Source organism: Polaromonas sp. A23, assembly GCF_002001015.1.
Classification (GTDB): domain Bacteria; phylum Pseudomonadota; class Gammaproteobacteria; order Burkholderiales; family Burkholderiaceae_C; genus Polaromonas.
Map to the genome: position 1 here is coordinate 41,782 of NZ_MUNO01000017.1, position 25,249 is coordinate 67,030.

The 25,249-nt window shown below is 61.6% G+C and carries 21 protein-coding genes; 7 read left to right on the top strand and 14 right to left on the bottom strand.

Features of this window, described 5'->3' with window-relative positions; genetic code table 11:
* Positions 1-6 precede the first annotated feature (6 nt).
* From B0B52_RS07670 to hemE, 4 genes are all read right to left on the bottom strand, one after another.
* The gene (locus B0B52_RS07670; protein ID WP_168173498.1) at positions 7-420 is read right to left on the bottom strand and encodes an ankyrin repeat domain-containing protein; all 414 of its coding nucleotides are present in this window, start codon (positions 418-420) and stop codon (positions 7-9) included.
* Between the two features lie 99 nt (positions 421-519).
* Positions 520-855: a hypothetical protein gene (locus B0B52_RS07675; protein ID WP_139351857.1), complete on the bottom strand. Its 336-nt coding sequence runs from the start codon at positions 853-855 to the stop codon at positions 520-522.
* A gap of 559 nt (positions 856-1,414) precedes the next feature.
* Positions 1,415-3,541, bottom strand: a complete 2,127-nt coding sequence (gene priA, locus B0B52_RS07680; RefSeq protein WP_077593040.1) for a primosomal protein N' — start codon at positions 3,539-3,541, stop codon at positions 1,415-1,417.
* Positions 3,542-3,895: 354 nt separating this feature from the next.
* The gene (hemE, locus tag B0B52_RS07685) at positions 3,896-4,996 is read right to left on the bottom strand and encodes a uroporphyrinogen decarboxylase (protein ID WP_077593041.1); all 1,101 of its coding nucleotides are present in this window, start codon (positions 4,994-4,996) and stop codon (positions 3,896-3,898) included.
* 137 nt (positions 4,997-5,133) lie between these two features.
* Between hemE and B0B52_RS07690 the strand changes: the two genes are divergently transcribed.
* The gene (locus tag B0B52_RS07690; RefSeq protein WP_077593042.1) at positions 5,134-5,499 is read left to right on the top strand and encodes an aminoacyl-tRNA synthetase; all 366 of its coding nucleotides are present in this window, start codon (positions 5,134-5,136) and stop codon (positions 5,497-5,499) included.
* A 21-nt stretch (positions 5,500-5,520) separates the two neighbouring features.
* On the opposite strand, the gene B0B52_RS07695 is transcribed toward B0B52_RS07690, so the two are convergent.
* The 8 genes from B0B52_RS07695 to B0B52_RS07730 all read right to left on the bottom strand — a co-directional run bounded on the left by B0B52_RS07695 (position 5,521) and on the right by B0B52_RS07730 (position 15,516).
* Positions 5,521-7,959, bottom strand: a complete 2,439-nt coding sequence (locus B0B52_RS07695) for an EAL domain-containing protein (RefSeq protein WP_077593255.1) — start codon at positions 7,957-7,959, stop codon at positions 5,521-5,523.
* Positions 7,960-8,281: 322 nt separating this feature from the next.
* Complete coding sequence (locus B0B52_RS07700; RefSeq protein WP_077593043.1) at positions 8,282-9,595, bottom strand: class I SAM-dependent methyltransferase; 1,314 nt, start codon at positions 9,593-9,595, stop codon at positions 8,282-8,284.
* 196 nt (positions 9,596-9,791) lie between these two features.
* On the bottom strand, positions 9,792-10,532 hold the full coding sequence (locus B0B52_RS07705; protein ID WP_077593044.1) for a hypothetical protein: 741 nt from the start codon (positions 10,530-10,532) through the stop codon (positions 9,792-9,794).
* 48 nt (positions 10,533-10,580) lie between these two features.
* Positions 10,581-11,027 carry a CoA-binding protein gene (locus B0B52_RS07710; RefSeq protein ID WP_077593045.1) on the bottom strand — a complete coding sequence of 149 codons (447 nt, stop codon included), beginning with the start codon at positions 11,025-11,027 and terminating at the stop codon, positions 10,581-10,583.
* Between the two features lie 8 nt (positions 11,028-11,035).
* Positions 11,036-11,659, bottom strand: coding sequence for a thioredoxin family protein (locus tag B0B52_RS07715; RefSeq protein ID WP_077593046.1), 624 nt, complete (start codon positions 11,657-11,659; stop codon positions 11,036-11,038).
* A 44-nt stretch (positions 11,660-11,703) separates the two neighbouring features.
* Complete coding sequence (locus B0B52_RS07720; RefSeq protein ID WP_077593256.1) at positions 11,704-13,854, bottom strand: protein-disulfide reductase DsbD; 2,151 nt, start codon at positions 13,852-13,854, stop codon at positions 11,704-11,706.
* Between the two features lie 104 nt (positions 13,855-13,958).
* Positions 13,959-14,291, bottom strand: a complete 333-nt coding sequence (locus B0B52_RS07725) for a DUF167 family protein (protein ID WP_077593047.1) — start codon at positions 14,289-14,291, stop codon at positions 13,959-13,961.
* Positions 14,292-14,322: 31 nt separating this feature from the next.
* Positions 14,323-15,516, bottom strand: coding sequence for a Fic family protein (locus B0B52_RS07730; protein ID WP_077593048.1), 1,194 nt, complete (start codon positions 15,514-15,516; stop codon positions 14,323-14,325).
* A gap of 308 nt (positions 15,517-15,824) precedes the next feature.
* On the opposite strand from B0B52_RS07730, the gene B0B52_RS07735 reads away from it, so the two are divergent.
* From B0B52_RS07735 to B0B52_RS07745, 3 genes are all read left to right on the top strand, one after another.
* Complete coding sequence (locus B0B52_RS07735; RefSeq protein WP_077593049.1) at positions 15,825-17,435, top strand: B12-binding domain-containing radical SAM protein; 1,611 nt, start codon at positions 15,825-15,827, stop codon at positions 17,433-17,435.
* 24 nt (positions 17,436-17,459) lie between these two features.
* Positions 17,460-18,299 carry a creatininase family protein gene (locus B0B52_RS07740; protein WP_077593050.1) on the top strand — a complete coding sequence of 280 codons (840 nt, stop codon included), beginning with the start codon at positions 17,460-17,462 and terminating at the stop codon, positions 18,297-18,299.
* A 137-nt stretch (positions 18,300-18,436) separates the two neighbouring features.
* The gene (locus B0B52_RS07745; protein WP_077593051.1) at positions 18,437-18,919 is read left to right on the top strand and encodes a cupin domain-containing protein; all 483 of its coding nucleotides are present in this window, start codon (positions 18,437-18,439) and stop codon (positions 18,917-18,919) included.
* An 88-nt stretch (positions 18,920-19,007) separates the two neighbouring features.
* On the opposite strand, the gene B0B52_RS07750 is transcribed toward B0B52_RS07745, so the two are convergent.
* Both B0B52_RS07750 and B0B52_RS07755 read right to left on the bottom strand, forming a co-directional pair.
* Entirely contained in the window at positions 19,008-20,432 is a 1,425-nt protein-coding gene (locus tag B0B52_RS07750) for a hypothetical protein (RefSeq protein WP_077593052.1), read from the bottom strand.
* Positions 20,432-21,691, bottom strand: coding sequence for an SPFH domain-containing protein (locus tag B0B52_RS07755; protein WP_077593053.1), 1,260 nt, complete (start codon positions 21,689-21,691; stop codon positions 20,432-20,434). Before B0B52_RS07755 ends, B0B52_RS07750 begins: the two co-directional genes overlap by 1 nt.
* 208 nt (positions 21,692-21,899) lie before the next feature.
* On the opposite strand from B0B52_RS07755, the gene B0B52_RS07760 reads away from it, so the two are divergent.
* The 3 genes from B0B52_RS07760 to B0B52_RS07770 all read left to right on the top strand — a co-directional run bounded on the left by B0B52_RS07760 (position 21,900) and on the right by B0B52_RS07770 (position 25,117).
* Positions 21,900-22,622 carry a response regulator gene (locus tag B0B52_RS07760; RefSeq protein ID WP_077593054.1) on the top strand — a complete coding sequence of 241 codons (723 nt, stop codon included), beginning with the start codon at positions 21,900-21,902 and terminating at the stop codon, positions 22,620-22,622.
* The gene (locus B0B52_RS07765; RefSeq protein WP_077593055.1) at positions 22,619-24,748 is read left to right on the top strand and encodes a HAMP domain-containing sensor histidine kinase; all 2,130 of its coding nucleotides are present in this window, start codon (positions 22,619-22,621) and stop codon (positions 24,746-24,748) included. Before B0B52_RS07760 ends, B0B52_RS07765 begins: the two co-directional genes overlap by 4 nt.
* An 84-nt stretch (positions 24,749-24,832) precedes the next feature.
* Positions 24,833-25,117 carry a hypothetical protein gene (locus B0B52_RS07770; protein ID WP_077593056.1) on the top strand — a complete coding sequence of 95 codons (285 nt, stop codon included), beginning with the start codon at positions 24,833-24,835 and terminating at the stop codon, positions 25,115-25,117.
* Positions 25,118-25,249: the final 132 nt, after the last annotated feature.

The following is a 25,249-nucleotide window of genomic DNA, read 5'->3' on the forward strand; positions in this document are numbered from 1 at the left end:
TATCCCTCATGCGGCGCCTCTTCCCTTTAGGTGCGCCACATGCTCGCCCTTGCCATGCTTGCGTGCAACATCGATCGGCCGCCGTCCAAGAGCGTCCAAGGCATTTGAGTTGGCGCCGGCATCGAGCAGCGCTTGCAGAGTCGCAAGGTTTCCGTGACTCGCGGCCCAGTGCAAAGGTGTGTAGCCATTCTTCTCGCTCAGATTGAACTCCGCCCCATGGGAAAGGAGGAAGCGGACCATCTCAGCATGGCCCCATGCGACCGCTCCGAACAAGGCGGTCTCGCCAATTGAATCGGCCCAATTCACATCGGCGCCGTGGTCGAGCAATTTCTGCGCGCCGGCGATGTCGCCCGCCCAAGCTGCTTCGTGGAGCGATGACTCCGGCGTTCCCTCGTTCGCAGTGAGCGGGCCTGAATTCATGAGGGATAACGCCGACAGTGAATGGGCCGCAGCGGCGCACTCAACCTTGAAAAATAGCGACCACGCTGGTCGCCGTTGCGGGTCCATTCGACGAACCCGTTAGACCGCTGTTCTTTGTGCAATAGCATTGAGGTCCTTTATTGCATCAGAATCACCTGCTGCGAACGCTTCACGTGTTGCTCGGACAAGTTCTTCTTCGGCTTCAGCATTCTGCCTCAGCTCAAATAGCCGTTCAACAAGACCCTGGCGCTTTGTGTGAGTTGGTTCATCAGGAAATTTAGCGCACTGCTCAATAGCTAAACGGTAAAGCCGAATGGCTTCGTTCAAATCCGTCGTGAAGTCAGCCATCGTTTCACTGAGAAAGGGGTCGGGTTTGTCTGAGGCCTGCTGAGCCTCGAAAAGTGCTCGCAACTCAGCTAAAGCTTCTGCGGCCACACCCGAATTTACGTCACTCCCACAGTGTTCGGGTTGTGCTATGGCGGTCGTGAGTACCAGCACTTTGTCGTAGAGGTCTCGAGGCGGACGGCGCGGTCTCATTGGCGGTCTAACGTGATGTAGATCGGCGGATATTCTTGGAGTCCAGGATATTTGGCAGGATATCCTCGAATCTCAGTTCTGAACTCGAAGGGTTCATCAGACGGCGAAGCGCTCGCAGGCTCGCGGTGCCGCCAATTTTCAAGAAATTTGAAATCATTTTCTTTGCCTTAAACCTTGTCGCCTATCCTGTCCCAATTGGGTGGTGTCGAGTTTACTTTCCCGGCATCTTGCCTGATTGTCGATTTGACCCAGCGGCCAATGCGACTGAATGATCGCTTTTGTTGCATTCCAGCCGAGGCCGCAGATCTGGTTTTGCCAGTCCTCTGGCGAACGGCGGCCTGCAAGGTACAGGGGGCTCTTCATTCCAGCAGGGGCCGCGGATCTGGCTCCGCCAGTTCGCAGGCGCAGCGGCCCCCTCGGGGGGCAGGGAGCTACACGCAGTGAGCGACCTTGGGGGCTATATAGCCAGAGGATCCACGTCAATCGCCCAGCGAATCAGGCTCTTGAAATCGCCCTCCTGTCGCGTCTGGTGTAGCACTGGCTGCCATGCCGCCAGGAAGCGCTGCAGCGCGGCGCGCGAGGGGCTCTCGACCAGCATCTGCGCCCGTTCGATGTTGGCCACGCGCTGGATGGTCATGGGCACGGCTGGATAGGGCGTGACGGCCTCATGGCCAGGCAGTTGCTGCGCCTGTGCGGCTTCGGCCGCTGCATTCAGAAAGCCCTGCGCCACCGCCTGCTCCCGCGCCTCGGCGCGCACCAGCGCTGAAAAGCCGAAAGGCGACATGCCGGCCGCTTCCCGTTCTTTCAGTTCTTGTGCAGCAAAGGCAGGGTAGTCGTGTTTTTTCAGTGCACCGAACAGCGGATGCTGGGGGTGAAAAGTCTGCACCCACATCTCGCTGGCCTCGCCATGGTCGGCATCGCGCCCGGCGCGGCCTGCTGCCTGCATGAGCAGGCCAAACAGACGCTCGGGCGCGCGGAAGTCGCTGGAGAACAGGGCACTGTCGGGGTTGATGGCCGCCACCAGCGTGATGTGGCGAAAGTCGTGGCCCTTGGCGATCATCTGCGTGCCGACCAGTACGTCGACCTCGCGCGCATGAACGCTGGCCAGCTGCGATTCGAGCGCGCCCTTGAGGCGTGTGGTGTCTGCGTCGATGCGCGCAATGCGCAGGGGGCTGCCATCGGGGCGCGTCACACCCGCCAACAGCTCTGCGATGTGTTCTTCCAGCCGCTCCGTGCCTTTGCCCACGGGGGCAATGTCGATGTTGCCGCAGCTGGGGCAGGCGCGCGGCACGCGTTCGGTGAAACCGCAGTGGTGGCAGCGCAGGGTGCGGTCTATTTTGTGGAACACGCGGTAGGCGCTGCAATGCGGGCACTCGCTTTTCCAGCCGCAGTCGTGGCAGGCCAGCACCGGTGCATAGCCGCGGCGGTTCAAAAAAATCAGCGATTGTTCGCCGCGCGCGATGCGCTGGCCGATGGCGTCCAGCAGCGGCGGCGCGATCGTGCAGTGTTTGGGCTGGTGGTTCATGTCGACCAGCCTGACGGCGGGCAAGCTGCCCTGTTGCTCGGCTCCCCCGATCCGTTCGTTCATGGTCAGGCGTTGGTAGCGGCCAGCCACGGTGGCCTGCCAGCTTTCTAGAGAAGGTGTGGCTGATCCAAGTAACACCCGACACTGGACAGCAGCCTTGTCGGTCTCGCCCTCTTTTGTCGCGCTTTCCAGCATCGCGCGGTACACCGCCAGGTCGCGCGCCGAATAACGCGCGCCTTCCTGCTGCTTGTAGCTCGGGTCGTGTTCTTCATCCACGACGATCAGGCGCAGCTTGGGCAGGGAGGCAAAAATCGCCATGCGGGTGCCCAGCACCAGCCGGGCCTGGCCGGCATGTGCGGTCAGCCAGCTTTTGAGCCGCTGTGCCGGCGTCAGACCGCTGTGCAACGACACCACCTGGGCAGGCCCCAGATGCGCGAAGCGTTCTTCGAAGCGAGCCTGCAGCTGCGGCGTCAGGTTGATCTCGGGCACCATGACCAGCACCTGGGCACCGGGGTCTTCGGCCAGCACTTTGGCCGCTGCGCGCAGGTAAACCTCGGTTTTGCCGCTGCCGGTGGCCCCAAACAGCAGCGCAGGCCGGGTATCTGCATCAAATTCGGCAATTGCCCTTGTCTGCTCTTTGCTGAGTGCTATTAAATTCGTAGTGTCTTCAGGTGGATTCGATTGGATTGCCGCGGGCCGTTTGAGCCGGCGCGCCAGTTGCACAGTCGTCAGCTCACGCAGCTGGGGGGGGAGCGCTGCCAGTGCCACCTCGCCCAAAGAGCGCTGGTAGTAGCTCGCCGTAAACGCCACCAGCCGCCGCCAGGTGGCGGACAGCGGCGCCAGGCCTTCGAGCTCGCCCAGTACATTTCTGGCCTGTGTGGGCAGGAGGTCACCGCTGTCAGGCAAGCGTTCCCACACCACGCCCAGCACCTCGCGTTTCCCCAGAGGAACTCGCACCAAGCTCCCTGGCAGAAGTGGCCGCTCGCTGGCGTAGGTCAACGCCCCGGCCACGCTGCTATGGGCAGGCGTGGCAACGACGATGCTGAGCCAATAAGTCATGGGAAGGCTGGTTCCAGGTAATCCTAAATTCGTAAGTAGTGAGATACATTTTCGAAAAATGCCGTAAGTGCTTGATTTAAAACCGCTTTAAACACACTCCAAGGTTTCTGTGGATAACTTTGTTGATAGATTGGTCCTGCGAGCGCCGAGCCCTTATAAATCAAGGCTTTTCTTAATTTGCCCGCAAAAAAAGCAGTTTAAAGAATCCATATGAATCAAGCACTTAGCGCCGCTATTGCTTTGATAGCGAGGAGCTTGCCTTTTGCCTTTTCTTGCCGCACCGCAGCACGAATTTTGTGAATAAGTCCTGTCCGGGGAGTCGGCTTTTTGTGCTACACCAGCGAAAACCCCCCGTCAGTGGGGCGTTCCGGTGCGCATGCGGCGTGAATACGAATGGATTGCACGCACCAGCACCTCGACACTCTCCGGCGGCGTGTGCTGGCTGATACCGTGGCCCAGGTTGAAGATGTGCGTCGGGCCGCTGCTGCGGGTGTCCATGTGGGGAGTGCCAAAACTCTCCAGCACGCTGGCGGCCTCAGTTTCAATCTGGGCCGGGCTGGCAAACAGCACGTTGGGGTCCAGGTTGCCCTGTAGCGCCATGCGTGCACCCACCCGTTGCCGGGCCTGGGCCAGGTTCACCGTCCAGTCGAGTCCCAGAACCTCACAGTCGAGCTCGGCCATTTTTTCCAGCCACAGGCCACCGCCCTTGGTGAACACCAGCCGGGGAATGGTCACGCCGTCGTGGCTGCGTTTGAGCTGCTTGAGCACGCGCTGGGTATAGGCCAGGCTGAAGGTCTGGAAAGCTGCGTCGGCCAGCACGCCACCCCAGCTGTCGAAAATCATCACGGCCTGGGCGCCTGCTTCGATCTGCGCGTTCAGGTAGGCCGCCACTGCGTCGGCGTTGATGGCCAGCATCTTGTGCATCAGGTCGGGGCGCTGGTAAAGCATGGTCTTGACCAGGCGGTAGTCGTCCGAGCCTGCGCCCTCGACCATGTAACAGGCCAGCGTCCAGGGGCTGCCGGAAAAGCCGATCAGCGGCACACGGCCGTTCAAGGCCTTGCGAATTGAGGTCACGGCGTCGAACACGTAGCGCAGCTTCTCCATGTCCGGAACCTGCAGTTTGGCTACGGCTGCCTCGTCGCGCACTGGTGTTGCAAACCGCGGACCTTCGCCAAGCGCAAAACTCAGGCCCAGGCCCATGGCGTCGGGCACGGTGAGGATGTCGGAAAAAAGAATGGCGGCATCCAGCGGGTAACGCTCCAGCGGCTGCAGCGTGACTTCGGTCGCGTAGTCCGGCGAGGTTGCCAGACCCATGAAACTGCCGGCCTTGGCGCGGCTGGCGCGGTATTCGGGCAGGTAGCGCCCGGCCTGGCGCATCAGCCAGACGGGGGTGTAGTCGGTAGCCTGGCGCAGGCAGGCGCGTAGAAAGGTGTCGTTTTGAAGAGGTGCAAACATGCCCTGATTGTCTCAGGTGTGGGTGCCGGTGCCGGGCGGCCTATTGACAGCACCGGAAGCTGTTCGCAGCGCCGATTCGGGCCTACCATGCCTGTGATGGGGCGTGAGTTTCTTCCCGACCCGACAAGGAGGCCGACATGCGCATGAATGACCAGGAGTACTTTCGCAGCTGCATCGCCAAAGAGCGGCATCTGGCGCAATTGCTGGGCCATCAGCATATCGAAGAGTGTTATGAAAGCGCAGGCACCCTGTGGGACAACGCGCAGGCCTTGCCGCAGTGGACCCGTGACTGGCAGGCTTGCGGCCCCTTGATGACCCTGCACGGCATCACGGTGGTTTATGGCAAGGGGCCGGAACAGACGGCCAGCAGCTTTGCCAGGATAGGTTCGACCCTGGTGCAGTTTGCAGACCATCCGACGCGGGACCGCGCGGTGATGTACGGCATTGTCAAAGAGCTGATTGCCCTGCTGGAGCATGGCAAGGCTGTTGTTGTCGCCGCGTAGCGGGCGGACGGGGTTACAGCCTTACCGGCTTAGCGTTCTCATGAAGTCTTCCAGCTCATCAATGGGCAGGGGCTTGCAGAACAGGTAGCCCTGGTAACACTCGCAGCCGTGGCGGGAAAGAAAATCGCGCTGTGCCTCGGTTTCGACGCCTTCGGCCACCACACCCAGGCCCAGGCTTTGCGCCAGACCGATGATGGTGCGGGCGATGGCTGCATCGTTGGGGTCGCGCAGGATGTCGGTCACAAATGTCTTGTCGATCTTCAACTGGTCCAGTGGCAGCCGTTTCAGGCACGACAGGGAGGAGTAGCCCATGCCGAAGTCGTCAATCGACAGGGTCACGCCCATGTCCTTGAGGGCAGCCATTTTGCTGATGGTGACCTCGATGTCGTCGGCCAGCAGGCTCTCGGTCAGCTCCAGTTTGAGCTTGTGGGGGCTGACGCCGGTTTCCTTCAGCGCGGCCATCACCAGGTCCACAAAATCGCTGTGGCGGAACTGGCGCACGCTGACATTGACGGCAATGCTCAAGGCCGCCGTATCCGGGCGCTGCGACCACGCGGCCAATTGGCGGCAAGCCGTTTCGAGTGCCCATTGGCCCAGCGGCAGGATCAACCCGCCTTCCTCTGCGGCCGGAATGAACTCCGTCGGGCCGACCAGGCCGCGGCTGCTGTGTTGCCAGCGCAGCAGCGCTTCCACCCCTGTCATGCGGCCGTCTCGGCCCACCTGGGGTTGGTAATGCAGGAGGAACTGGTTTTCGCGCAGGCCCTGGCGCAGGTCGGATTGCAGCGCCGCCGTGGCCGATACTGCGGCCTGCATCACCGGGTCGAAAAAACAAAGCGTGTTGCGGCCGGCGACTTTGGCCTGGTACATGGCCAGGTCGGCCTGCTTGAGAAGATCGCCAATAGCGTGCTCTGTATGGTCGAAAGAAGTGATGCCAATGCTGCAGGTGCTGTAGTGCTGGTAACCGGCCAGGCTATAGGGTTCCCTCAGTGCCGCAAGAATCTTTTCGCCACTTTCCTTGGCTTGGGCCGCGGCGACCTGGGAATCCTCGTCCAGGTCATCCAGCAAAACCACAAATTCATCGCCCCCCAGCCGGGCCACCATGTCGGAGGGGCGCACGCAGGCCGACAGGCGCTTGGCCACCTTCTGCAGCAGCAGGTCGCCTTTCTGGTGGCCCATGGTGTCGTTGAGGGACTTGAAGTTGTCCAGGTCGATGAACATCAGCGCGCCGGCGCGCGGTTGCTGCTGGTTGTGGCCCAGTGTCTTGTGCAGCCGGTTCATCAGCAGCTGGCGATTGGGCAACTGTGTCAGGGCGTCGTAAAACGCAAGGTGGCGGATTTCGCTCTCGGTGGCTTTGCGTCGTGTGACGTCGCGGCCGACGGCCACCCAGTGGGTAAAAAAGACGCCGGCATCGTCTGCCACCGGGACAATATCGACCTCCATCCAGAAGTGCCGGCCGTTTTTTTTGTAGGTGATGATTTGGGCCTGCACCGGCTCACCCTGACGGAAAGCCAGCGCCATGCGCCTGAGCTCTGTGCGGTCGGTCAGCGGGCCGCAAAGCAGTCGCGGAGACTGTCCCATCGCTTCGCTTCGGCTGTAGCCGGTGTGCCGCTCAAAAGCGTTGTTCACGAAGATGATGCGCAGGCCCGGGCTGCCGGAAGGAACCGCCTCCGCAATGATCACGATGTCGTTGAGGCGCGAAATGCTGGTTTCCAGCAGCATGAGCTGCTCGCGGGTGTGGCGCTGTCTGCTGATATCGCGGAAATAAACGGCCAGTCCGTCCGGAAATGGATGAACGCGTACTTCAAACCATCTGTCCAGTGGCGCATAGAGGGCTTCGAATTCCACCTGCTGATGAGTGGCGACCGCGGCCTGGACCTGCTCTGAAAAAACGGTGTTGACCACGCCGGGAAACTCTTCCCAGATGTTTTTTCCGAGAAGCTCTTTGGCCCCCGAGCGGCGCAACAGCCGCGCACCCTCGCTGTTGACATAGGTGAAGCGCCAATCCGGATCGAGCGTGTAGAACCCTTCCGTGATGCTTTCGAGCGTGATGCCAAGACGCGTGGCCAGTCGCTGCGCGTCTTCTTCGGTCTGACGCATGGACGTGCTGATGCGGGTTCTCTCCGTGTCGAGGGCCTTGCGTTCGCTGTGAAGGCGGCGCAAGTCCAGTTGTCCGGCAATGAGGCCCGCCAAAGACTCGAGGTCCTGCGCCTGTTCCGCGCTCAGGCTTCGCGGTGTTTTGTCCATCACCGCCAGCACACCCGTCAGTTGGCCGCCTTGCCCGACCAGTGGCAGGCCCCGGAAGAACTGAATGCCTGGCGCACAGCGCGCCGGAAGAAGGGGCTGGCGTGACGGGCTTTCGAGTATCGCGGCGCACAGGGTTACCAGTCCTTCGCGTTCAGCTGCGCTGAAACCGGTGCCGGCGCTGAATACAACCTGACCGTTCTCAAGCACCACCACCATGGCTATAGGCGTCTGGCAGCAACGCGCGGCCAGCGCGGCGAAGCGGTTGGTATCCGGCGGCGCGGAGAGCGGGGCTTCTTTATCGGGGGTGAAGTGGGCTGTGGGCACAGACACGGGCGGGCACCTGCTTTTGGAGAGCAAAAGAAGATGCTGAGGGATGGCAGCGTTTTTTTCGCGGAAGATTTGCAAGTCTGCGCATTAAACCGTTGCAAAACGTAGCGCGGTGCACCTCGCAAGTGTTTCTCCTACAGCGTGATGCTGGAGGTGCTGATAGCGCGCCGGGGCTTGAGCCTGTTCGCGCTGGCCGATATCAAAAAAGCCGCTACCCCTGCGCCTGAGGATGTTTGAGCAGCAGACGCTCCAGTGCGTTCAGTGTTTCATACGATTCGGCGAAATCGGCAAAAAATTCGGCGTTATCGGGAGGCGCAGCGTGCCCTTTCCAGTTGACCCGTAGCAGGTCGAAAATTTCGCCGAAGCTGCGTTGGCCGTCGATAAGGCGCAGGATGCGTGCGCCGTATTTACCGGGGTTAACCGTCACGGACACGCCCGAATGCTGGTGGCTGAGAAGAAAGGGCTGGCCGCGGTTGCTGTCAAACACCTGGGCTGCCACCTCACCCGTCAGCGGTTCGTGAAAGAAAAAGGGAATGTACGAAGGATCGCCATAGGGCGCGGCGCATCCGGCGTCGCGGGTCAGGTAGAACGAGTGGGTGATGATGTTGCCCATCATCAGCTCGGCCATTTCATATTGTTGCCGTCGCGGCATGTCGCTCAGCCCGGCGGTGAAGGCCGCCGGATTGCGGCCCAGCACCATCTGCGGCAAGTAGGGTGAACGACCGCGCTGCACGTCGCTGAAGGACAGGTGCATGCCATGGCCATCTGCGTCCTCGCCCAGCCATTCAAACAGCTCGCCCACCGAATACGAGCGGTCCTGTGAATGCAGCAACAGGTCGTACAGGCCGGCATCGCCGGCATGGTGGTCGTGGTAAAGGTCTTCACCACGCCGAAACCAGTTGCTGGCGGGCAGGCTTGCAAGCAGTTCGCGGGTGTTCGTGATTTTGCGCTGCGCGTCCGCCTCGGCGCCGTTGACCAGCCGCATCAGCGCCTGCATTTGGTACACCCCCGTACGGCCGGTGGTGGCGTACACCATCAGTCCCATGGCGCCGGGTTGCTCGCCGCCCTTGAGCACGCTGCGCAAGGCGCGAAAACCCAGGTCCGGGTCTGCCAGGTGATGCAGCACACCGCTGCAGTTGATGTAATCGAAGGGCGCCAGGCCCAGGGTCGGCAGGTTGAGCAGCGAATCGTGTATCCAGACGATGTTTGTCAGGCCGCGGATGCGAGCTCGCTCCTGAGCCAGTGCGATGCTGGCGGCGCTCATGTCCAGGTGCACGATGCTGGCGTTGGTGTTGCGCAATTGCTCGGCCAGGAAAATCGTGGCGTCGCCTGTACCGCCGCCGGCCACCAGCGCCCTGAAATTATTCTGAAACGACTGCTTTCCCGCAAAGCAGTAGTGGTTGATCATGGGCAGGTCTTCCAGCCAGGTCTGCGCCAGACGATGGTGATCGTCTTGCGGGTCGCACGGCGGATAGGGCAGGGTCTCGTACTGGTTTCGGACCTCGGGCAGATAGTTGTCGGGCATGGCAGCTTCCGGAAAACAAACGGCAAAGGCGTATTGTCTCCGCCCGCAGACTCACGCCAGAAAACTCATTGGGCCAGTAGCAGTTGCAGTTCGGGTCCCTATCAGTGACGGCGTGGTCCGGCTTTGCCGGGCCACAGCGGTCGCCCCCTGCAAGGGGGGATCCGGCTACACGAAGTGAGCCGAGAAGGGGGTGAACCTACCTAACCGGCAGAAATTGCAGAAAGGACGCGCCGGCCAGGCCCTGCACGTAGCTGATCACGGCGCGGCGGTATTTTTCGGTCAGAACTTCCGAAAGCAGATCCAGGCGGCCGATCATCTTGCCGAATTCTCGTTCGAAGCTGAGGTTGCGCTCACGCTCGGAAATTTCATCCGCCAGCAACAGAGGCTGACCGGACGCGTTGCGGCGCGTGGCCAGCAGCCAGACTGCCGATTCGATGTTGCGCGCTGCGTTGTGGATGTATTGGGCGTCGAGGCTGTCAATCAGGTAGAAGTCGGTTTTACCGCCGTGCGCAACGATCAGCATGTCGGCACTGGCATAAATGAAAGCCGCCACACGGTCGCCGCGAAAGTCGGGGCTCAGTGCCAGCGACATTGCGGCGATGTCCCGCTTCCCCTGCAGCTCGGGCCAGGGCGCGCGGCTTTCAATGGCGCTGCGCACGCGCTCGATGGCTGCCTCGCGGCTGGCGCTGCCGGTTCTGCGCCATTCGGCAGGGTTGCGCCGGTACAGTTTGTCGAGCAGCCGGTACAGGCTGTCAAGGTTGTCGCGCATGCCCAGCGTGGCCATGCGATTGGCGTCGGACTGGGCCAGCTCACCTGAAGTCAGGGGGGCGACTCTGGTCTCACCGCGTTGGACGGGCGCGGTTTGGAGGCACCCGGCGAGCAGCAGGACCAGCAGACACGGGAGGGCAAGAAGCAGGGGCCGGCGCGGGGTGGGCATGCGCCGATTATCCCGGAGCGGGCGCCGGGCGCAAGCGCCTGTGCTTGTTCAGCCGGGACGGGCAACCAGCAGGCCGCGCGATTGCAGGACCTTGTGGTCGATCTTCAGGCAATGGTCCTGTACCACCAGCAGGCCTGCTGCCTCCGCTTTGGCCGCCGCCGCCGGGTGGCTGATGCCTAGCTGCATCCAGACCGCCTTCGCGCCTATGGCAATGGCTTCGTCAACAACCGGTGGAATGTCTTCGCTGTTGCGAAAGCAGTTCACCAGGTCGATGCTTTCATGGCGGGCCGCTTCCGTCAGCGTGGCATAGGCCTTTTCGCCGAGCACTTCGTTGGCATTGGGGTTGACGGGAATGATGCGGTAGCCACTGGCCTGCATATAGCGGGCAACATCGAAGCTGGCGCGGTGGGGTTTCGGCGACAGGCCCACCACCGCAATCGTGCGGTAGTGAGTGAGGATGTAGGGCATGCGTTCGGCGGGAGGGATGACGGCCATGGGTTTACTCAGGCTTTGTATTTGATGGAGCAGCCGTAGGCCTGGGTGGACGCCATGCTGATGGCCTTGCCGCCCAACGCTTCGTTGAGCCCCTGGCGAACATAGTTGGTCGCTGTCTTGATGTCATCCACCCGTGCAGATGGAATGCTGTCGATTGCTCCGGCATAGGCCAGCCGGCCCTGGGGATTGACGATGTACATGTGCGGCGTGGTTTTGGCGCCGTAGAGTTGTCCGATTTTCCCCGACGCGTCCATCAGCGTTGCGGTGGCGGCTGCATTTTTACCGCCCATCCAGTTGGCAAGTTCGGCGGGTGCCAGGTAGTCGCCGCTGCCGGCTTCGGTCGAATTGATGGACAGCCAGACCACGCCCTTGCCGGCAAACTCTTTCTGCAGGCTTTGCATGTTGCCGCTGTAGTGTTTTTGCACAAACGGGCAGCCGGGGTTGGTCCACTCCAGCACCACCAGCTTGCCCTTGTAGTCGCTGAGGCGGCGGGTTTTTCCGGCGGTGTCTACAGCGGAAAACTCCGGGGCGGCCTGGCCGACTGTGGCGGTGGCAGCACGGGCGTGCTGCATGAAGCTTGTGGCCACCAGTGCGCTTGAGAAAACCCGGCGATTGACGGAATGATTCAACATGGCTTGAACTCCTTCAGTGGTGAAAGACAGAGGACAGACAGTTTCTACAGTTTGGCCAGTTCGGCCCGGACATCCCCGACCGACAAAATTTCCGACAGCACCACGGGTGCGCGCCCGGATTTGTAGATGACATAAACCGGCACGCCGTTGCGACCCAGCTGCGCCAACGCCGCGGTGACTGCCGGGTCGCGGCGCGTCCAGTCGGCGCGCAGCAGCGTGACGTTTTTGGCGTCGACGTCGGCCAACACTTCAGCGTTGGCCAGCGTGGTTTTCTTGTTGTACTGGCAGGTGACGCACCAGGCCGCGGTGAAGTCGACAAATACGTTCTGCCCCTGCGCCGTGAGCTGGTCCACCCGGCCGGGTTCCCAGGCCTGCCACCGGCCCGACGCTGAGGCAACTGCCGGCGGTTCCACGGGTTTGATGACGTTTTGGCCAATTGCCCATATGCTGAAAGCACCGAGCGCTATCGAAAGCGTAGCGGCTATGGTGCGTGACCGGCCTTTGAGCGTTAGCGACCAAAGCACCAATGCCATCACCACCAGCAGGGCCAGCAAGGCTCCGGCGCCGTCGATACCACTTTGCTGGCCCAGTACCCAAACCAGCCAGGCGACAGTGGCAAACATCGGAAACGCCATCAGCTGCCTGAAGGTCACCATCCAGGCGCCCGGACGCGGCAGGGCACGTGCCACCGCCGGCACGGCGCTGGCGGCCAGGTAGGGCAGGGCCATGCCGACACCGATGGCGGCAAACACCGCCAGCGCCTGGAATGCCGGCAAACTCACGGCGTAGCCCAGCGATGCGCCCATGAAAGGCGCCGTGCACGGCGAGGCAATGGCCGTGGCCAGCACGCCCGTGAGGAATGCATTAAGGGTCGGGTTTTTGGCCTGCAGGCCGGCAACGCGGCCGGGCAGGAAGCTGCCAAATTCAAACAGACCCGCGAGGTTCAGTCCAATCAGGGTGAAGAGAAAGGCCAGCGCGGCCACCACAGCCGGGCTTTGCAGATGGAAGCCCCAGCCTAGCTGCTCGCCGGTTGCGCGCAGGACCAGCAGCAGGGTACCCAGCGCCACAAATGACAGCACCACGCCGGCTGTATAGGCCAGACCGCCGGTCAGACGCGCGGCCCGGCTTTTCTCTTTGGCGAAACTCATCACCTTGATGGCTAGCACCGGAAACACGCAGGGCATCAGATTGAGAATCAGCCCGCCCAGCAACGCACCGAGCAGGGCGGCAATCAGCGTCAGTGGCTGTGCGCTGGCGCCTGTAGGCGAAGCACCCAGCGCCGCGTTGGCTTTGAGCGCAGCTTCCAGCGCCGGCGGCACGGTGGCCGCGGCGGCCACCGCCGGCCAGTCTCCCTTGACGGGCGCCTCGACGCGGTAGGCGGTTTTGTCCAGTGCCACCACCACCGGCATGACGCGGGGGCTTTCCGTCCGCTGGGCCGAAAGCGGCACCTGCGCTGTCCAGACCGCACCCTGCCAGGCTTGCTGCCAGGCGCCGGCGGGCTCGATCACGCTGCCGGTTTCAGGGAAAAATTCCAGCGTCTTGCCCTGAATGCCGGCCGGCAAACCACTGAGCGAGACCTTGATGGTGTTGGCGCTGACCTCGACCCGGCTGCCCGTTCCGGCCAGCGGCTGCGGGCTGGCGGCAAAGGTTGCGGCAAAAAGGCTGCTGCTGGAGCCGGTGGAGCTTCTCGCAGGGATCTTCAGCGCAAATTCGCCTTCCTGGGGAATACATTCCTTCTTGCAAACCAGCCAGCTCGCTTGAAGCCGGACGTCAAGGCTGGCTGCGTTGAACCCGGGCGCGACCGTCAGGGGGACGGGCAGCAGGACGGTACCTTCATAGCCGTAGTTGGCAAGCGTGCCGATCGGAATTTTTTTCGGGGTCGGCCAGGCAATCTCGCCGGCCGTGACACCTGCCGGCAGCGTCCACTGAAGCAGGGTCGGAAGGCCTGAATCGCCTGAATTCTTCCAGTAGGTGTGCCACTCGGGAATGTGCGCCAGCTGCAGACCCAGCCAGACTGGCTTGCCCGGCTCCACGCCGTCGGGAGCCCAGGCCAGCAATTCGGCACGAACCTGCTCGGTAGTGACCACCGAAGTGATGGCGGCCTTGCTTATATAGCTGTTTTGAGCTGAAGCCCATGGCGCACCTGCGCAAGCAGCTATCAAAAACAGAGCAGAAGCGAGGCGACGGGAAATCATGGTCATTGTGGGAGCGGTGCCACCGCCTTTAGTTCCTGAGGTGCCGGGAGAGCGGGCCCCAGGCGGTATTGTCCAGCAGGGCGCGCGTCTGCGTCTGAGGTGGGTCAATCGGCATCCGGCAACAGCGAGGGTTGTGCGAAGACCGGGGGCAGTTTTTTGGGCGACCGGATGCGCAACTGCTTGTTGACGTTTTCCCGGCCGAAGACCACCTCGATGTCGCTGACTGCCACGCCAAACAGCGGCGCCAGGAAACGCAGCATGTGATCGGTGGCCTTTCCCGCCTGCGGGGCCGCCGTCACGCTGACCTTGAGCTGTGTGCCCTTGGGTTTGCCAATCGCGTCACGGCTGGCCGACGGTTTTCCCAGGATGTTGACCACCAGCACTTCGCCATCCCAGGCAAAAAAGGAGTCGCCGGTGATGTTTCTCGGTCGCGTCATCGCTATGCAAGTGGATATGGAGGTTCAGGTTTTAGCGGCTGGCCGCGTCTGCCTCGGCCTCAGGCCACAAGCTCGGGAACAGAAACCTCAGGGCATGTTGCGGCAAGCCAAACCTTACCTTGCCCTGAGGCGAGTCGGACGCCAGGAGGCCACGCTTGACCAATGCGCCCAGCGCATCTGTGGCACCGCGTTCGCTCATGCCCAGCATGGATTTGAAATCGCCTCGCGCCATTTCCTCGCCGCTGAGAAACAGGTAATGCAAACCTCGCAGGGACTCTTGACGCACACCTGATTTTTCTACGGTGGCTTCAAACACCAGGCATGCCTCAAGGCGATCTTTCATGGATGCAAAAGCCAGCATGCCCGACATGAACTCGACCTGATCCAGACAAATGGTCAGCACGTAGTCGATCCATGCAATCAAGGCTTGTTCACTCAGGTTGCCTCTGCCGTCCAAATCCCCGCGCCGTGGCTCGTCGGCGTCCGCAAGCAATGCGTAGTAGCGCTCGGTGCTGCGCGCGAATCCGCGCAGCGGTGACCACAGGCCGCCGGTGTAGCCAAGAGCGCCAAGCAAGGTATGCGTATGCAGCCGCATCACACGACCATTGCCGTCGATGAAGGGGTGGATCCAGCCGATTCGCTGGTGAGCCGCGGCCAAGGCTATCAGGCTGGCCTCACCTCGTCGCACCTTGCCATAAACCCTTGCCCAGTGCTCTGTAAATTGCACCACGCTGTCATGTGCCGGGGCTATGTGTTTTCCAACCGTGACATCACGTGTACGTAGCTGTCCTGGCACGATGGATTCGTTGTCTGGGGTCAATAGATCGGCGAGGGGCAAGCGACCAAAAAGTTCGCGGTGTATGTCGAGTACGGCGTCGGCCCTGTACAGAGCCTGGGCGCCTTCTGCTCCGCTGTAGCGAGCCTCCAGCGCTTCTTCAGCGTCTATATGTGCCACTGCCAGGCGTTGCTTCGCGGCCAGTGCGGCATTTTTTGAGAAGTCTTTTCTCAGTGCCCGATCAATCTCATGCGGCCGGGTGTGCTGGCCCTCAATGCGGTTGGTGTAGTACGAATTCATGCTGCGCAGCATTCGACACAGCTCAGGCGGCACGCGAGTGCCCGCCAGTGTGCCGGCCAGTCGTGACAGGTCGTGCGCTTTGGCCAGAAGTGGCTCACTTCGGGCTTCCGATGGCAGCAGCGGCTCAAACTGGTGTGGTTGCGTATACATGCTTACATTATGCCAACATTGAAAAACTTGTAAACCATTGATAAATAATGATTTTTTATCACATCTGCCAACTATTTTGCCAACATTGTTGCTGACTAAAGCGCTTTCCCGTTAGTGTTCTGTCCCGCAAATAAGGTGATGAAATGAAATTGTCCAGTCAGCTGTCAGGCAAGGCGCGAGGAGGCGACATAGCCGTAGCTATGGCAACGACGAGCAACGCCGCATGGCGGCTGAATGGGCGATTTCATATCGCCTTTATTTTCGGGACAGGACACTAGCTGCCGTTGCATGCTATTGATAATGGAGAGATGGATTCCTCCCGCGTTGCCCGCTCATCCGCCATTGTCCTGGCCACGCTCAACGCCAAATACATTCACGCCTCGCTGGGCCTGCGTTACCTGCTGGCCAACATGGACAAGCATGGCGGCGCCGGCCTGCGGGCGCAGACGCAGCTGCGTGAATTTGTGATCGGCCAGCCAGCCACGCGCATGGTTGAAGAGTTGCTGGCGCTGCAGCCCGAGGTGATTGGGCTGGGTGTGTACATCTGGAACGTGGTCGAGACCACCCAGTTGGTGCGCTTGTTGAAGACGCTGAAGCCGGAAATCAAAATTGTGCTGGGCGGCCCCGAGGTCAGCCACGAGGTGGAGCAGCAGGAAATCTGCCGCCTGGCCGACCATGTGGTGACCGGCTGGGGCGACGTGAGTTTCCCCAAGCTCTGCCGCTCCTTGCTCGACGGCCCGAAGCCGTTGATGAAAGTGATTCCCGGTGAGCAACCCGCGCTTGACGAACTGGCACTGCCCTACGCCGAGTACACCAGCGAAGACCTGGCCAAGCGCCTGCTGTATGTCGAGGCCTCGCGCGGCTGTCCTTTCAAGTGCGAGTTCTGCCTGAGTTCGCTCGACAAAACCGCCTGGGCTTTTGATCTGGACCTGTTCATGGCAGAGATGGAGGCGCTGTACCGCCGGGGCGCGCGCAACTTCAAGTTCGTGGACCGCACCTTCAACCTGAAGATTGACAACTCGGTGCGCATTCTGCAGTTTTTCCTGGATCGCATTCAGGAAACGCCCGATGTGTTTGTGCATTTCGAAGTGGTGCCCGACAGCCTGCCTGACCGCCTGAAGGAATTGATTGCGCGGTTTCCGGACGGCTCGCTCCAGTTCGAGGTGGGTATCCAGAGCTTCAACCCCGAGGTGCAGCAGCGCATCTCACGCAAGCAGGACAATGGCAAAACTGCCGACAACCTGCGCTGGCTGGTCAGCCAAAGCCGGGCCCATGTCCATGCCGACCTGATCTTCGGCCTGCCCGGCGAGACGCTGCAGAGTTTCGCCGAGGGCTTTGACCGCTTGTACGAACTCGCGCCGCACGAGATCCAGTTCGGCGTGCTGAAACGACTGCGCGGCACGCCGATCACCCGGCACACGCAGGACTTTGCGATGGTCTACGACCCGCAAACGCCGTACACCATTCTGCAAAACTCCACAGTGGACTTTGCGGCCATGCAGCGTATCAAACGGTTTGCACGTTATTGGGAGATGGTTGCCAACTCCGGGCGTTTTGCCCTGGGCCTGAGGCTGTTACTGGCGCCGGGCTCGGCCTTCCATCATTTCCTCAACTTCAGCGACTGGCTTTGGGAGACGACGGCCAAGACACACGAATTTGCGCTGGAAAAACTGGTTGACCTGCTGTTTGATCACCTGACGCAGGTGCGTGGGCTCAACGAGCAGGATGTGCGTGCCGCCTTGCTGACGGACTACCAAGCCAGCGGCGCACGAGCCCGGCCTCGCTGCCTGGCAGGTTTGCTCGGCAGCGGGCAAAAGCCGCAATCAGCCGGAAAGGGCCTGAGCGAACGGCAAAACCGTCATCTGAGCCAGCAGAAAAACCTGCGCGAAGACATCCGCCAGGCCGCTGCGGCTGCCTGATACCGCAAGCGGCACAATACGGCCATGACAACGCCAAGCCAGCACCGTTACTTTTGGGCCGATCTCAAAAGCCCCGACTTCGCCCGGCTGGACCTGGCGCGCACCATCGCCGTGTTGCCGGTGGCCGCCATCGAGCAGCATGGCCCGCATTTGCCGCTCAATGTAGACGCGACACTGGTCGACGGCGTGATTGCCTCCACCTTGCCGCACCTACCGCCAGCGCTGCCGGTGCTGTTTTTGCCCACCCAATCAGTGGGCATGAGCCCGGAGCATGGCCGTTTTGGCGGCACGCTCACACTCAAGGCCGAAACCGTGATCCACCTCTGGACCGAGATTGCCGAGTCCGTGGCGTGCAGCGGCGTCAGGAAACTGGTGCTGCTTAACTCCCACGGCGGCCAGGTCGGTTTGCTGGATGTGGTGGCGCGCGACCTGCGGGCGCGGCTCGATATGTTGGTCTACAGCGTGAACTGGTTCAACCTGCCACTTGTTGATGCGCAAGGCGGTTCGGTGGCAGATTTGTTCAGCGCTGACGAGCATCGCTTTGGCATTCACGCCGGCGAAATTGAAACGTCCATGATGCTGGCCCTCAAACCGGAGCAGGTGGACATGGCGCAGGCGCAGAATTTCCATTCCACCTCGCAGGACAGGGCGCAAAAGTTCAGCATCCTGGGTGACGGCCGCAGCGCAAAGTTGGGTTGGCAAATGCAGGACTACAACCCGCAAGGCGCGGTGGGTAACGCAGCTGCAGCTACTGCCGACAAGGGTCGCGCGTTGCTGGATGCAGCAGGCCGCAGCCTGGCGCAATTGCTGACCGAAATTGACCAGCTGCCCGGTGACACGCTGAGCAATAAAACGGGGTTTTGAACAGCGGGTGCGCAGGTCTTCGCGCTATAGCTCACTTATTGATAGCGAACTATTGCCGTAACTAAAGGGCGGAGTGCCAATTTGATCTTATGTCTTGGCCGCCGACTGATATCACCACAGATCCTATCTCCATACCCATGTCAAGCCTCACTCCCAAGCCGCCCCTGAAAGCCCTCGACATCCTGCTGCACGAAAAGCAGACGAATTACCCCGAGCCGTTCGCGGCCATGGTCCGTGGCCGCGAGAAGCGGCGTTTGGGTGAAGCCTTTGGTTTGACGAACTTTGGCGTCAACCTTACGCGCCTCAAGCCTGGCGCTGTTTCATCTGTCCGTCATAGCCACTCCCGTCAGGATGAGTTTGTCTACATTGTTGAGGGCTTCCCGACACTGGTCACCGATGCCGGTCCCACGCGGCTTGAGCCTGGCATGTGTGCCGGATTCAAAGCGGGCACGGGCGATGCACATCAACTCAGAAACGACACGGCGGGCGACGTCTTGTACCTCGAAGTGGGTGACAGGACGGCGGATGACCGCGTTACCTATCCTGACGACGACCTTGCAGTTTCGGGGGCGGTAGGCAGCTTCATTTTTGCGCGCAAGGACGGCACTCCGTACAAGTAGCGTGCTGAGCTGATCGGTCCGTCTGCGTTGTGCCAGCATGGATCCCGGATCGAGTCCGGGATGACAGCAGGGCTAGCACACAGGGCGCTCAACGCAAGCTCACCGTCTGCCGCTTCCACGCAGCATCTTGCCCTTTGCCAAAAGCTGCCAGCATGCCCGGTTGACTGGCCTGCTTCTCGGTGGTGAGCGTGTCCATGCGCGCCACTTCAAAGCTGCGCTTGATTCGGCCAGCAATCCTTGTTTCGCGGACAAGCAGCATGTTCGGTGTGCCTCGCGCCCAGCCTGCGAACTCGATGTAGCCCAGCTCGGGGCCGCTGCTCGATGGCGGCAACACGTCGATGCTCCATTGGCCCGCGGTTTTGCGAAACACCCACAGCTCGCGCCAGCTGTCCAGCGGTTGCACTGCTAACGCCAGGGCCTGGCCGTTGGGGTGTGCACTGGCTGAGGCTGTCCACACAATGCCGTAGGTGCAGCGTTTGGCTGCGGCGTCTTTGCCGGGTTTGCCGTCGGCCTTGTTTTCAAACAGCGCTACACAGGTTTCGCCGGCCTGACCTGCTTCGGCAAGCACCGTCAGCTTGGCAAGCTTGGGGCGCGCAGTTTCAGCGGCCCAGCGTGATGCACCCACGCGGATGGCGGCGTCGCTGTACTCCTGCTGATCGTTGTCGGTCAGCTCGGTCTTGTTGACGCCCGCCAGTTCAGCCAGTGAGCGTTGCGCCGCTGCCGTGGGCAGTTCCGCGCGGCGGGCCTGCTGAAATGCCAGACTGGCGTGCACGCCTGCGCGGCGCAGCCGCAGGCGGTTTTTGCTGATCTCTGGCAGTTGCGCAAACTGCGTGTCGCTGACCTTGTCCAGCACCTCGGCGCGCCACTGGTCGTGCACCAGGCGGTCTTGCGGGTGCATGTCTGCGCGCATGCAGTCGTGGCGGGTCAGGCTCAGCGCGGCACGCGCCCGCTGCTCGGCGTCAGAAGGCAAGGCCAGCACGCGGCGGAAGGCCTCGCCGTTGTAGCAAAGCTGCATGGCGCCTTCGCGCTCATAACCCTTGAAAGTCACGCCATAAGAAGCGGCCACTTCCATGTGGGCCGAGATCACATCGCTGACTGCCTTGGCATGCTTCATGGACGCGCGCCGTGCCAGGCGGTCGGCCATGGTGCCCAGCGCATCGAAAGGTTCCGCGCCAATGGCTTCTGCTGGCGCGGCCTTGAGGTAGGCGGCGGTGTAGGCCATGCCCAGCGCCTCGGCGCCGGGGCGGTCGCGCAGAAAGCGCACCACTGACAGAAGCTCTGACGCATCGGCTGGTTTCAGCGAAACGGTTTGCACCTGGCTGATGTGCACAAAACCTGCGCGTTCACGCCTGTGGTCGTACACCTGCAGGTAATCCATGCGCTGGCCGCGAATTTCCAGCGCGTCGCCCTGCCACAGGGCGGCTTGCTGGGGCGCTGCGTCGCGCGGCGCAGCGCGCAGGGTGGCCTGGTCCTGGGTCACGATGGCCAGTGTGAGCAAAGTGGCGGCAATCATTATTCGGCCTCTTTGCCGTTGGTTTCTTCGGCAGGGCGGCCGGCTTTGGCCTGGGTCGAACCACCCAGCAACCCGGCAGCGATGAAGCCGCCGCTGGTTGAAGGCGGGGCAATGATCACCGTGATCTTGTCGCTGAGCTTGTCAGCCATGGTTTTCTGGATCAACAGCGGGTGGCGGCTGATTAGCACGCCTTCGCGGGCCATTTGTTCGCTGTTGATCTTGCCCACGCGGTCCAGACGGTAGGCCTCGGCGTCGGCCAGCTTTTGGCGGGAGTCAGCCTCGCCCACGGCTTCAATGCGGCGCGCCTGGGCGTTGCCTTCAGCAGAGCGGATGTGCGCCTGCTTTTGCGCCTCGGCTTCCAGCAGGCGTTGCTCGATCTGCTTTTGTTTGAATGGCAACACATGCTTCATCGCTTCTTCCTGCGCCTTGGCGGCAATCACCTGCTCGCTGGCCGCCGCTTGCGCGTTGGTTTCGCGGCGCACTTTCTCTGCCTGGGCGTCGAGTTCGGTTTCCTTCACACGCTTTTCTTTCAGTGCCAAGGTGTAGCGCATCTTCTCGGTGGCCAGCTCTTCCGACAGCAGGTTGTCCATGCCGCGGCGATAGTCCTCGGGCAGGTCCACCTTGCCCATCTGCACGGCGCGCAGCAAGATGCCATCTGCGGCCAGTTTTGTTTTCAGCTCCGCTTCAATGATTTGCTGAATTTCAGCGCGCTTGCTGGAAAAAATCTCGCGCACGGTGTAGCGGGTAAACACCTTGTAGATCACGCCCTGCACAGCAGGCTGCAACACCTGGCCGGCAATGTCGTCGGGCAGGGTTTTCGACAGCGCGGTGATTTTGCTGGGGTCCAGCGCATAACGCACGGTCAGGTCCACCCCCAGTGACATGCCTTCGATGGACTGAAACGGAGCCGGGCCGTTGGCTTTGCTGCTGTCGGTAGGTTGGTAGACCTGGTCGCGCAGCGAGAAGGCGCGCACTTCATGCAGGCCGGGCAGCGCCATCAAGGTACCGTCGCGAAACTCCCCCACGCTGCCTGTGAGCTGGTTGGTGCGAATCGCCACGTCTCCGCGTGCAACGTTTTGCACGGGCGGGTGGGTCCACAGAAAGTACCCGACGGCGCCTACCGCAGCCGTGGCGATCAGCAGGCCGCGCGCGCTGCCGGCACGGCCGGCGGCTTGGGTGCCTATGTTTTGAGCGCCGTGCAAGGCGCTTGAGAAAGCGGCGGAAATGCTTTGTGCGATGTCGGTCAAACGTGGGTTCATGTGAGGCTCCTGGGTTGTGTCAGTGAGAGCCACGGCGTGTGTTCTCTCTGACCTCTATTGTTCGAATGACGCCGGGAGCGTTCAATGCCGGCACGCGGTGTCTTCGCTCGTTTGGGCGGCAGCTACCCTCCGCCAACGGAAGAAAAACTCACAGCCCCGCCAATAGCCAGCGCCCATAATGGCAACACCTCATTTCCCAGCGTCTGCCATGACAAAAATCGCCGTGATCGAAGACGACCTGCCCATGAGCAACCAGCTCAAGGGCTGGATCCTGTCGGCCAGGCCAGGCATACAGGTGGACCAGTGGTTCAACCGCGACGATGCCGAGGCCGCCATTGCCCGTGAAGACTACGACGCCGTGGTGCTGGACATCGAACTTGGCCGTGAACGCCATGCGGGTGTGGCCATCATCAACGCCATCAACAAGCAGCGCGCCACCCCGGTGTTGGTGGTGTCGGCCATGCCGGCCGCCATTTACCGCAGCATCATGAAGGCGCTGGACGCTTGGGACTACCTGCAAAAGACCACGTTCGAAGAAAACGACTTCATTGAGACTTTTCTGGACATCCTGCGCACGGCCAAGCCCAAACCCGAGGGCAAAGCCCCGGTGGTGGGTGGTGATGAGTTGCAGTTGGATCCGTTGCGCCAGAACACGGCCCTCTGGCGCGGCCAGCGGGTGAACCTGCCGCTGACGGCGCAGCGCATTCTTGCCGCGCTCTATGCGCACCGCGGTGAGGTGGTGAGCTACGAGGACCTGTACAAGGTGGTCAAAAGCGGACGCAACCGTGACAACATCCGCAAGCATGTGAGCACCATTCGCGATGCGTTCAAGGAAATGGACGCGCAGTTTGACAGCATAGAAAACGTGCCCATGCGCGGCTTTCGCTGGGCCGGCACGGTGAGCGCCCCGCCCGCCAAAGGCAAGGCGTGAAGCTCCCCACCGGACTGGACGTGAACCGCCTGCTGCCGGCACGGGTGCCGTTTCGGCTACGGGTGTTTTTTCGCGGGGCATTCCTGCTGCTGGCGCTGGCCACCTTGGGTCTGGCGGTGGCCGTGCTGCAGGATGAAAAAGAGCGCAGCTACCGCAATTACCAGGATGGTTTCAAAAAGAACCAGGCGCAGATTGCAGCCAAGCTGCGCCACCCCACCGGCCAGCTGGTGTTGCTCAACCCCAGCACCTATGACCATGCCGTGACGCCGCTGCGTCCACTGGTCCTGCCGTTTTCGGCGATTGACTTTGACGACAAAAACAAAGCGCAGCAAGCTGTGGAAATGGCCGGCTGCCTGGTGCAGTACCCCGACGCCGCATCCATGTGCGTGGCTGTTGGCAGCAATCCTTTTGTCGGTGGCTTTATTTATGCGGTGGGCAGCTTCAACAGCACAGCGCTGGCGTCGCACACCTCGGGCGAGCTGGACTTGAGCTTGGCGCACCGCGCCCGCATCACAGTGGACATGCGCGGGCAAAGCTACCGCTGGATTGCGCCCTACCAGGCCATGGACGACGGCGCCAGGGCCACAGGCCCGCGCAATGCAAGAGGTCGCCTGGTGGGCTTTGTGGACAACGGAGCAGTTACGCCCGCTACCCGCCCCGTGCGGGATTTTCGCGGCTGGCTGTGGCAAGACGGCCGCTGTGTGGACGGCCCGTCTGCACCGCAGGAAAGTTGCGCGCGGCGCGCCTTTCTCAGCGTGCGTTTGCCGGTCGACCTGTTTCGAGAAGCCCTGTTTGAAAAGTCTCCCAACGCCATCGTCTGGCCGCCCGCCGACCTCGACCAGATCAAGGTTCGTGTGGAGCTGCTGGCGCCGGGCGACGGCACCGTGGTGTTTGACAGCAACACCGCCGGCGCGACCGCGCCATTTTCATGGGCTGAACTCACGCCCTTGCTCTTGCCCGGCGAAAAAATGCACGTGCGCAAAGTAGGCGCACCGGCTTCCGTTGCAGATATCGTCAATCTGTCGGGCGCTGAAAGCACCGAGCAGTCCTCACCGTTGCTCGGCTACCTGATCCGCCGGCTGAAGGTGGAGGGGTATGACGCGCCCATCAGCAACTCGGAAGTCATCAGCACGCCGTTGGGCCGGTATGAGCTCACGTTGACAGGCGACATTCGCACGGTGAACAAAGTCCTGACCGCCGTAGCCACGCGTGTATCGTGGTTTGTGGGGGGCATGCTGCTGGCTATTTTTGTGACCTGGCTGGCCATTGAGCTGCGCATCATCCGCCGCATCACTGAGCTCACACGCCGCGCCGCCACTGTTTCCAAAGGCGTGCGTGCCAGCGACAGCCTAGCCACGGTTGATCTGGCCGACCTGCGCGGCGGTGACGAGTTGGGTGTGTTGGCCGGCGGCCTGCAAGACCTGCTGCAGCGCGTCAACGAAGACGTGCGCCGCGAGCAGATTCGCATCGCGCAAGAAAAAGACACCTGGCACGCCGTGGGCCATGAGATCATGTCGCCCCTGCAGTCGCTGATGGTGTTGCACGGCAGTACGGACGATCCGGCGCACCGCTACATCGGCCGCATGCAGCAGGCGGTGCGCGTGTTGTATGGCAGCGCCTCGCCAAGCGAGGCTTTTGAATCCACGGCGCTCAATGTGCAAACGCTGGATGCCAACGAATTTTTGAATCATGTGGCGCTGAACGCGGAGGCGGCAGGCATCCCCGGTGTGGTGTTCACGCCCGGCCCCCTGCCCGTGATGGTGCGCGCCGACGAGTATTCGCTGGAAGACGTGGTGTCCCACGTGCTGCGCAATGCCCAGCGCTACCGCCTGCCCGAAACACCGATTCGCATGACGCTGACCGTGTCCACCGACGAGGGAGCGGCGCCAGAAGCCGTGGTGACCATCAGCAACCAGGGCGCGCAGATAGAGTCCGGCATGTTGGACAAGATATTCGAGTACGGCGTTTCCGACCAGCCCGACACCGGCGCACTGGGCCACCGCGGCCAGGGCCTGTTTGTGGCCAAAACCTACATGGCCAAAATGGGCGGCACGATCACTGCGCGTAACGTCGCAGACGGCGTGTGCTTCGAGTTGCGCTTGCAGTACGCGGGCAGGGCGGTGTGAGTGGTCGCTCATAAAAACCAAATGCATCAGTTGATTCGCTGTAAGCGCATATAACGTTCCAGCATTCAACAGTTAGGGGAGAGAATGATTAATCCGCTCGTGGTTGCCGTTGTCTATGCGGTTGTGGGAACAGTTGTCGTTTCGGTGGTGCTGTCGATTTGGGGGGAGCCGCAGAAGCTCCTGGATGTCGGGATCGCTTCGACAGGAGCCGCTCTCGTGTCGCTGGTTCCGACAATCGGTGGGCCGCTCTCTCTGCTGGTAATGCTGGGCTTGCTCTATTGGCGGTGCAGCACAAATGTGGCAGCCATCGCCGCATCCGTAGCGCTCGCGCGGCTCGCCATGGTTCCCGTTCTATTTCTGTTCAGGTAGTTCGCGATGCATAACTGGTCCGTCGCAGCCCCTGCATGGGGTGACAACTTTTTCTACTTGCACAAATAACTGTATTTATGTACAGTATTTCGATCAGGCGCAGGGTTGCGCTCAATCGAAAGGAAGAAATCC

Bases quoted from the DNA above. Each gene is read 5' to 3' on its own strand.
- B0B52_RS07670 (WP_168173498.1), bottom strand. From the start codon at position 420: ATGAATTCAGGCCCGCTCACTGCGAACGAGGGAACGCCGGAGTCATCG.
- priA (WP_077593040.1), bottom strand. From the start codon at position 3,541: ATGACTTATTGGCTCAGCATCGTCGTTGCCACGCCTGCCCATAGCAGC.
- hemE (WP_077593041.1), bottom strand. From the start codon at position 4,996: ATGTTTGCACCTCTTCAAAACGACACCTTTCTACGCGCCTGCCTGCGC.
- B0B52_RS07690 (WP_077593042.1), top strand. From the start codon at position 5,134: ATGCGCATGAATGACCAGGAGTACTTTCGCAGCTGCATCGCCAAAGAG.
- B0B52_RS07695 (WP_077593255.1), bottom strand. From the start codon at position 7,959: ATGGTGGTGGTGCTTGAGAACGGTCAGGTTGTATTCAGCGCCGGCACC.
- B0B52_RS07700 (WP_077593043.1), bottom strand. From the start codon at position 9,595: ATGCCCGACAACTATCTGCCCGAGGTCCGAAACCAGTACGAGACCCTG.
- B0B52_RS07705 (WP_077593044.1), bottom strand. From the start codon at position 10,532: ATGCCCACCCCGCGCCGGCCCCTGCTTCTTGCCCTCCCGTGTCTGCTG.
- B0B52_RS07710 (WP_077593045.1), bottom strand. From the start codon at position 11,027: ATGGCCGTCATCCCTCCCGCCGAACGCATGCCCTACATCCTCACTCAC.
- B0B52_RS07715 (WP_077593046.1), bottom strand. From the start codon at position 11,659: ATGTTGAATCATTCCGTCAATCGCCGGGTTTTCTCAAGCGCACTGGTG.
- B0B52_RS07720 (WP_077593256.1), bottom strand. From the start codon at position 13,854: ATGATTTCCCGTCGCCTCGCTTCTGCTCTGTTTTTGATAGCTGCTTGC.
- B0B52_RS07725 (WP_077593047.1), bottom strand. From the start codon at position 14,291: ATGACGCGACCGAGAAACATCACCGGCGACTCCTTTTTTGCCTGGGAT.
- B0B52_RS07730 (WP_077593048.1), bottom strand. From the start codon at position 15,516: ATGTATACGCAACCACACCAGTTTGAGCCGCTGCTGCCATCGGAAGCC.
- B0B52_RS07735 (WP_077593049.1), top strand. From the start codon at position 15,825: ATGGATTCCTCCCGCGTTGCCCGCTCATCCGCCATTGTCCTGGCCACG.
- B0B52_RS07740 (WP_077593050.1), top strand. From the start codon at position 17,460: ATGACAACGCCAAGCCAGCACCGTTACTTTTGGGCCGATCTCAAAAGC.
- B0B52_RS07745 (WP_077593051.1), top strand. From the start codon at position 18,437: ATGTCAAGCCTCACTCCCAAGCCGCCCCTGAAAGCCCTCGACATCCTG.
- B0B52_RS07750 (WP_077593052.1), bottom strand. From the start codon at position 20,432: ATGATTGCCGCCACTTTGCTCACACTGGCCATCGTGACCCAGGACCAG.
- B0B52_RS07755 (WP_077593053.1), bottom strand. From the start codon at position 21,691: ATGAACCCACGTTTGACCGACATCGCACAAAGCATTTCCGCCGCTTTC.
- B0B52_RS07760 (WP_077593054.1), top strand. From the start codon at position 21,900: ATGACAAAAATCGCCGTGATCGAAGACGACCTGCCCATGAGCAACCAG.
- B0B52_RS07770 (WP_077593056.1), top strand. From the start codon at position 24,833: ATGATTAATCCGCTCGTGGTTGCCGTTGTCTATGCGGTTGTGGGAACA.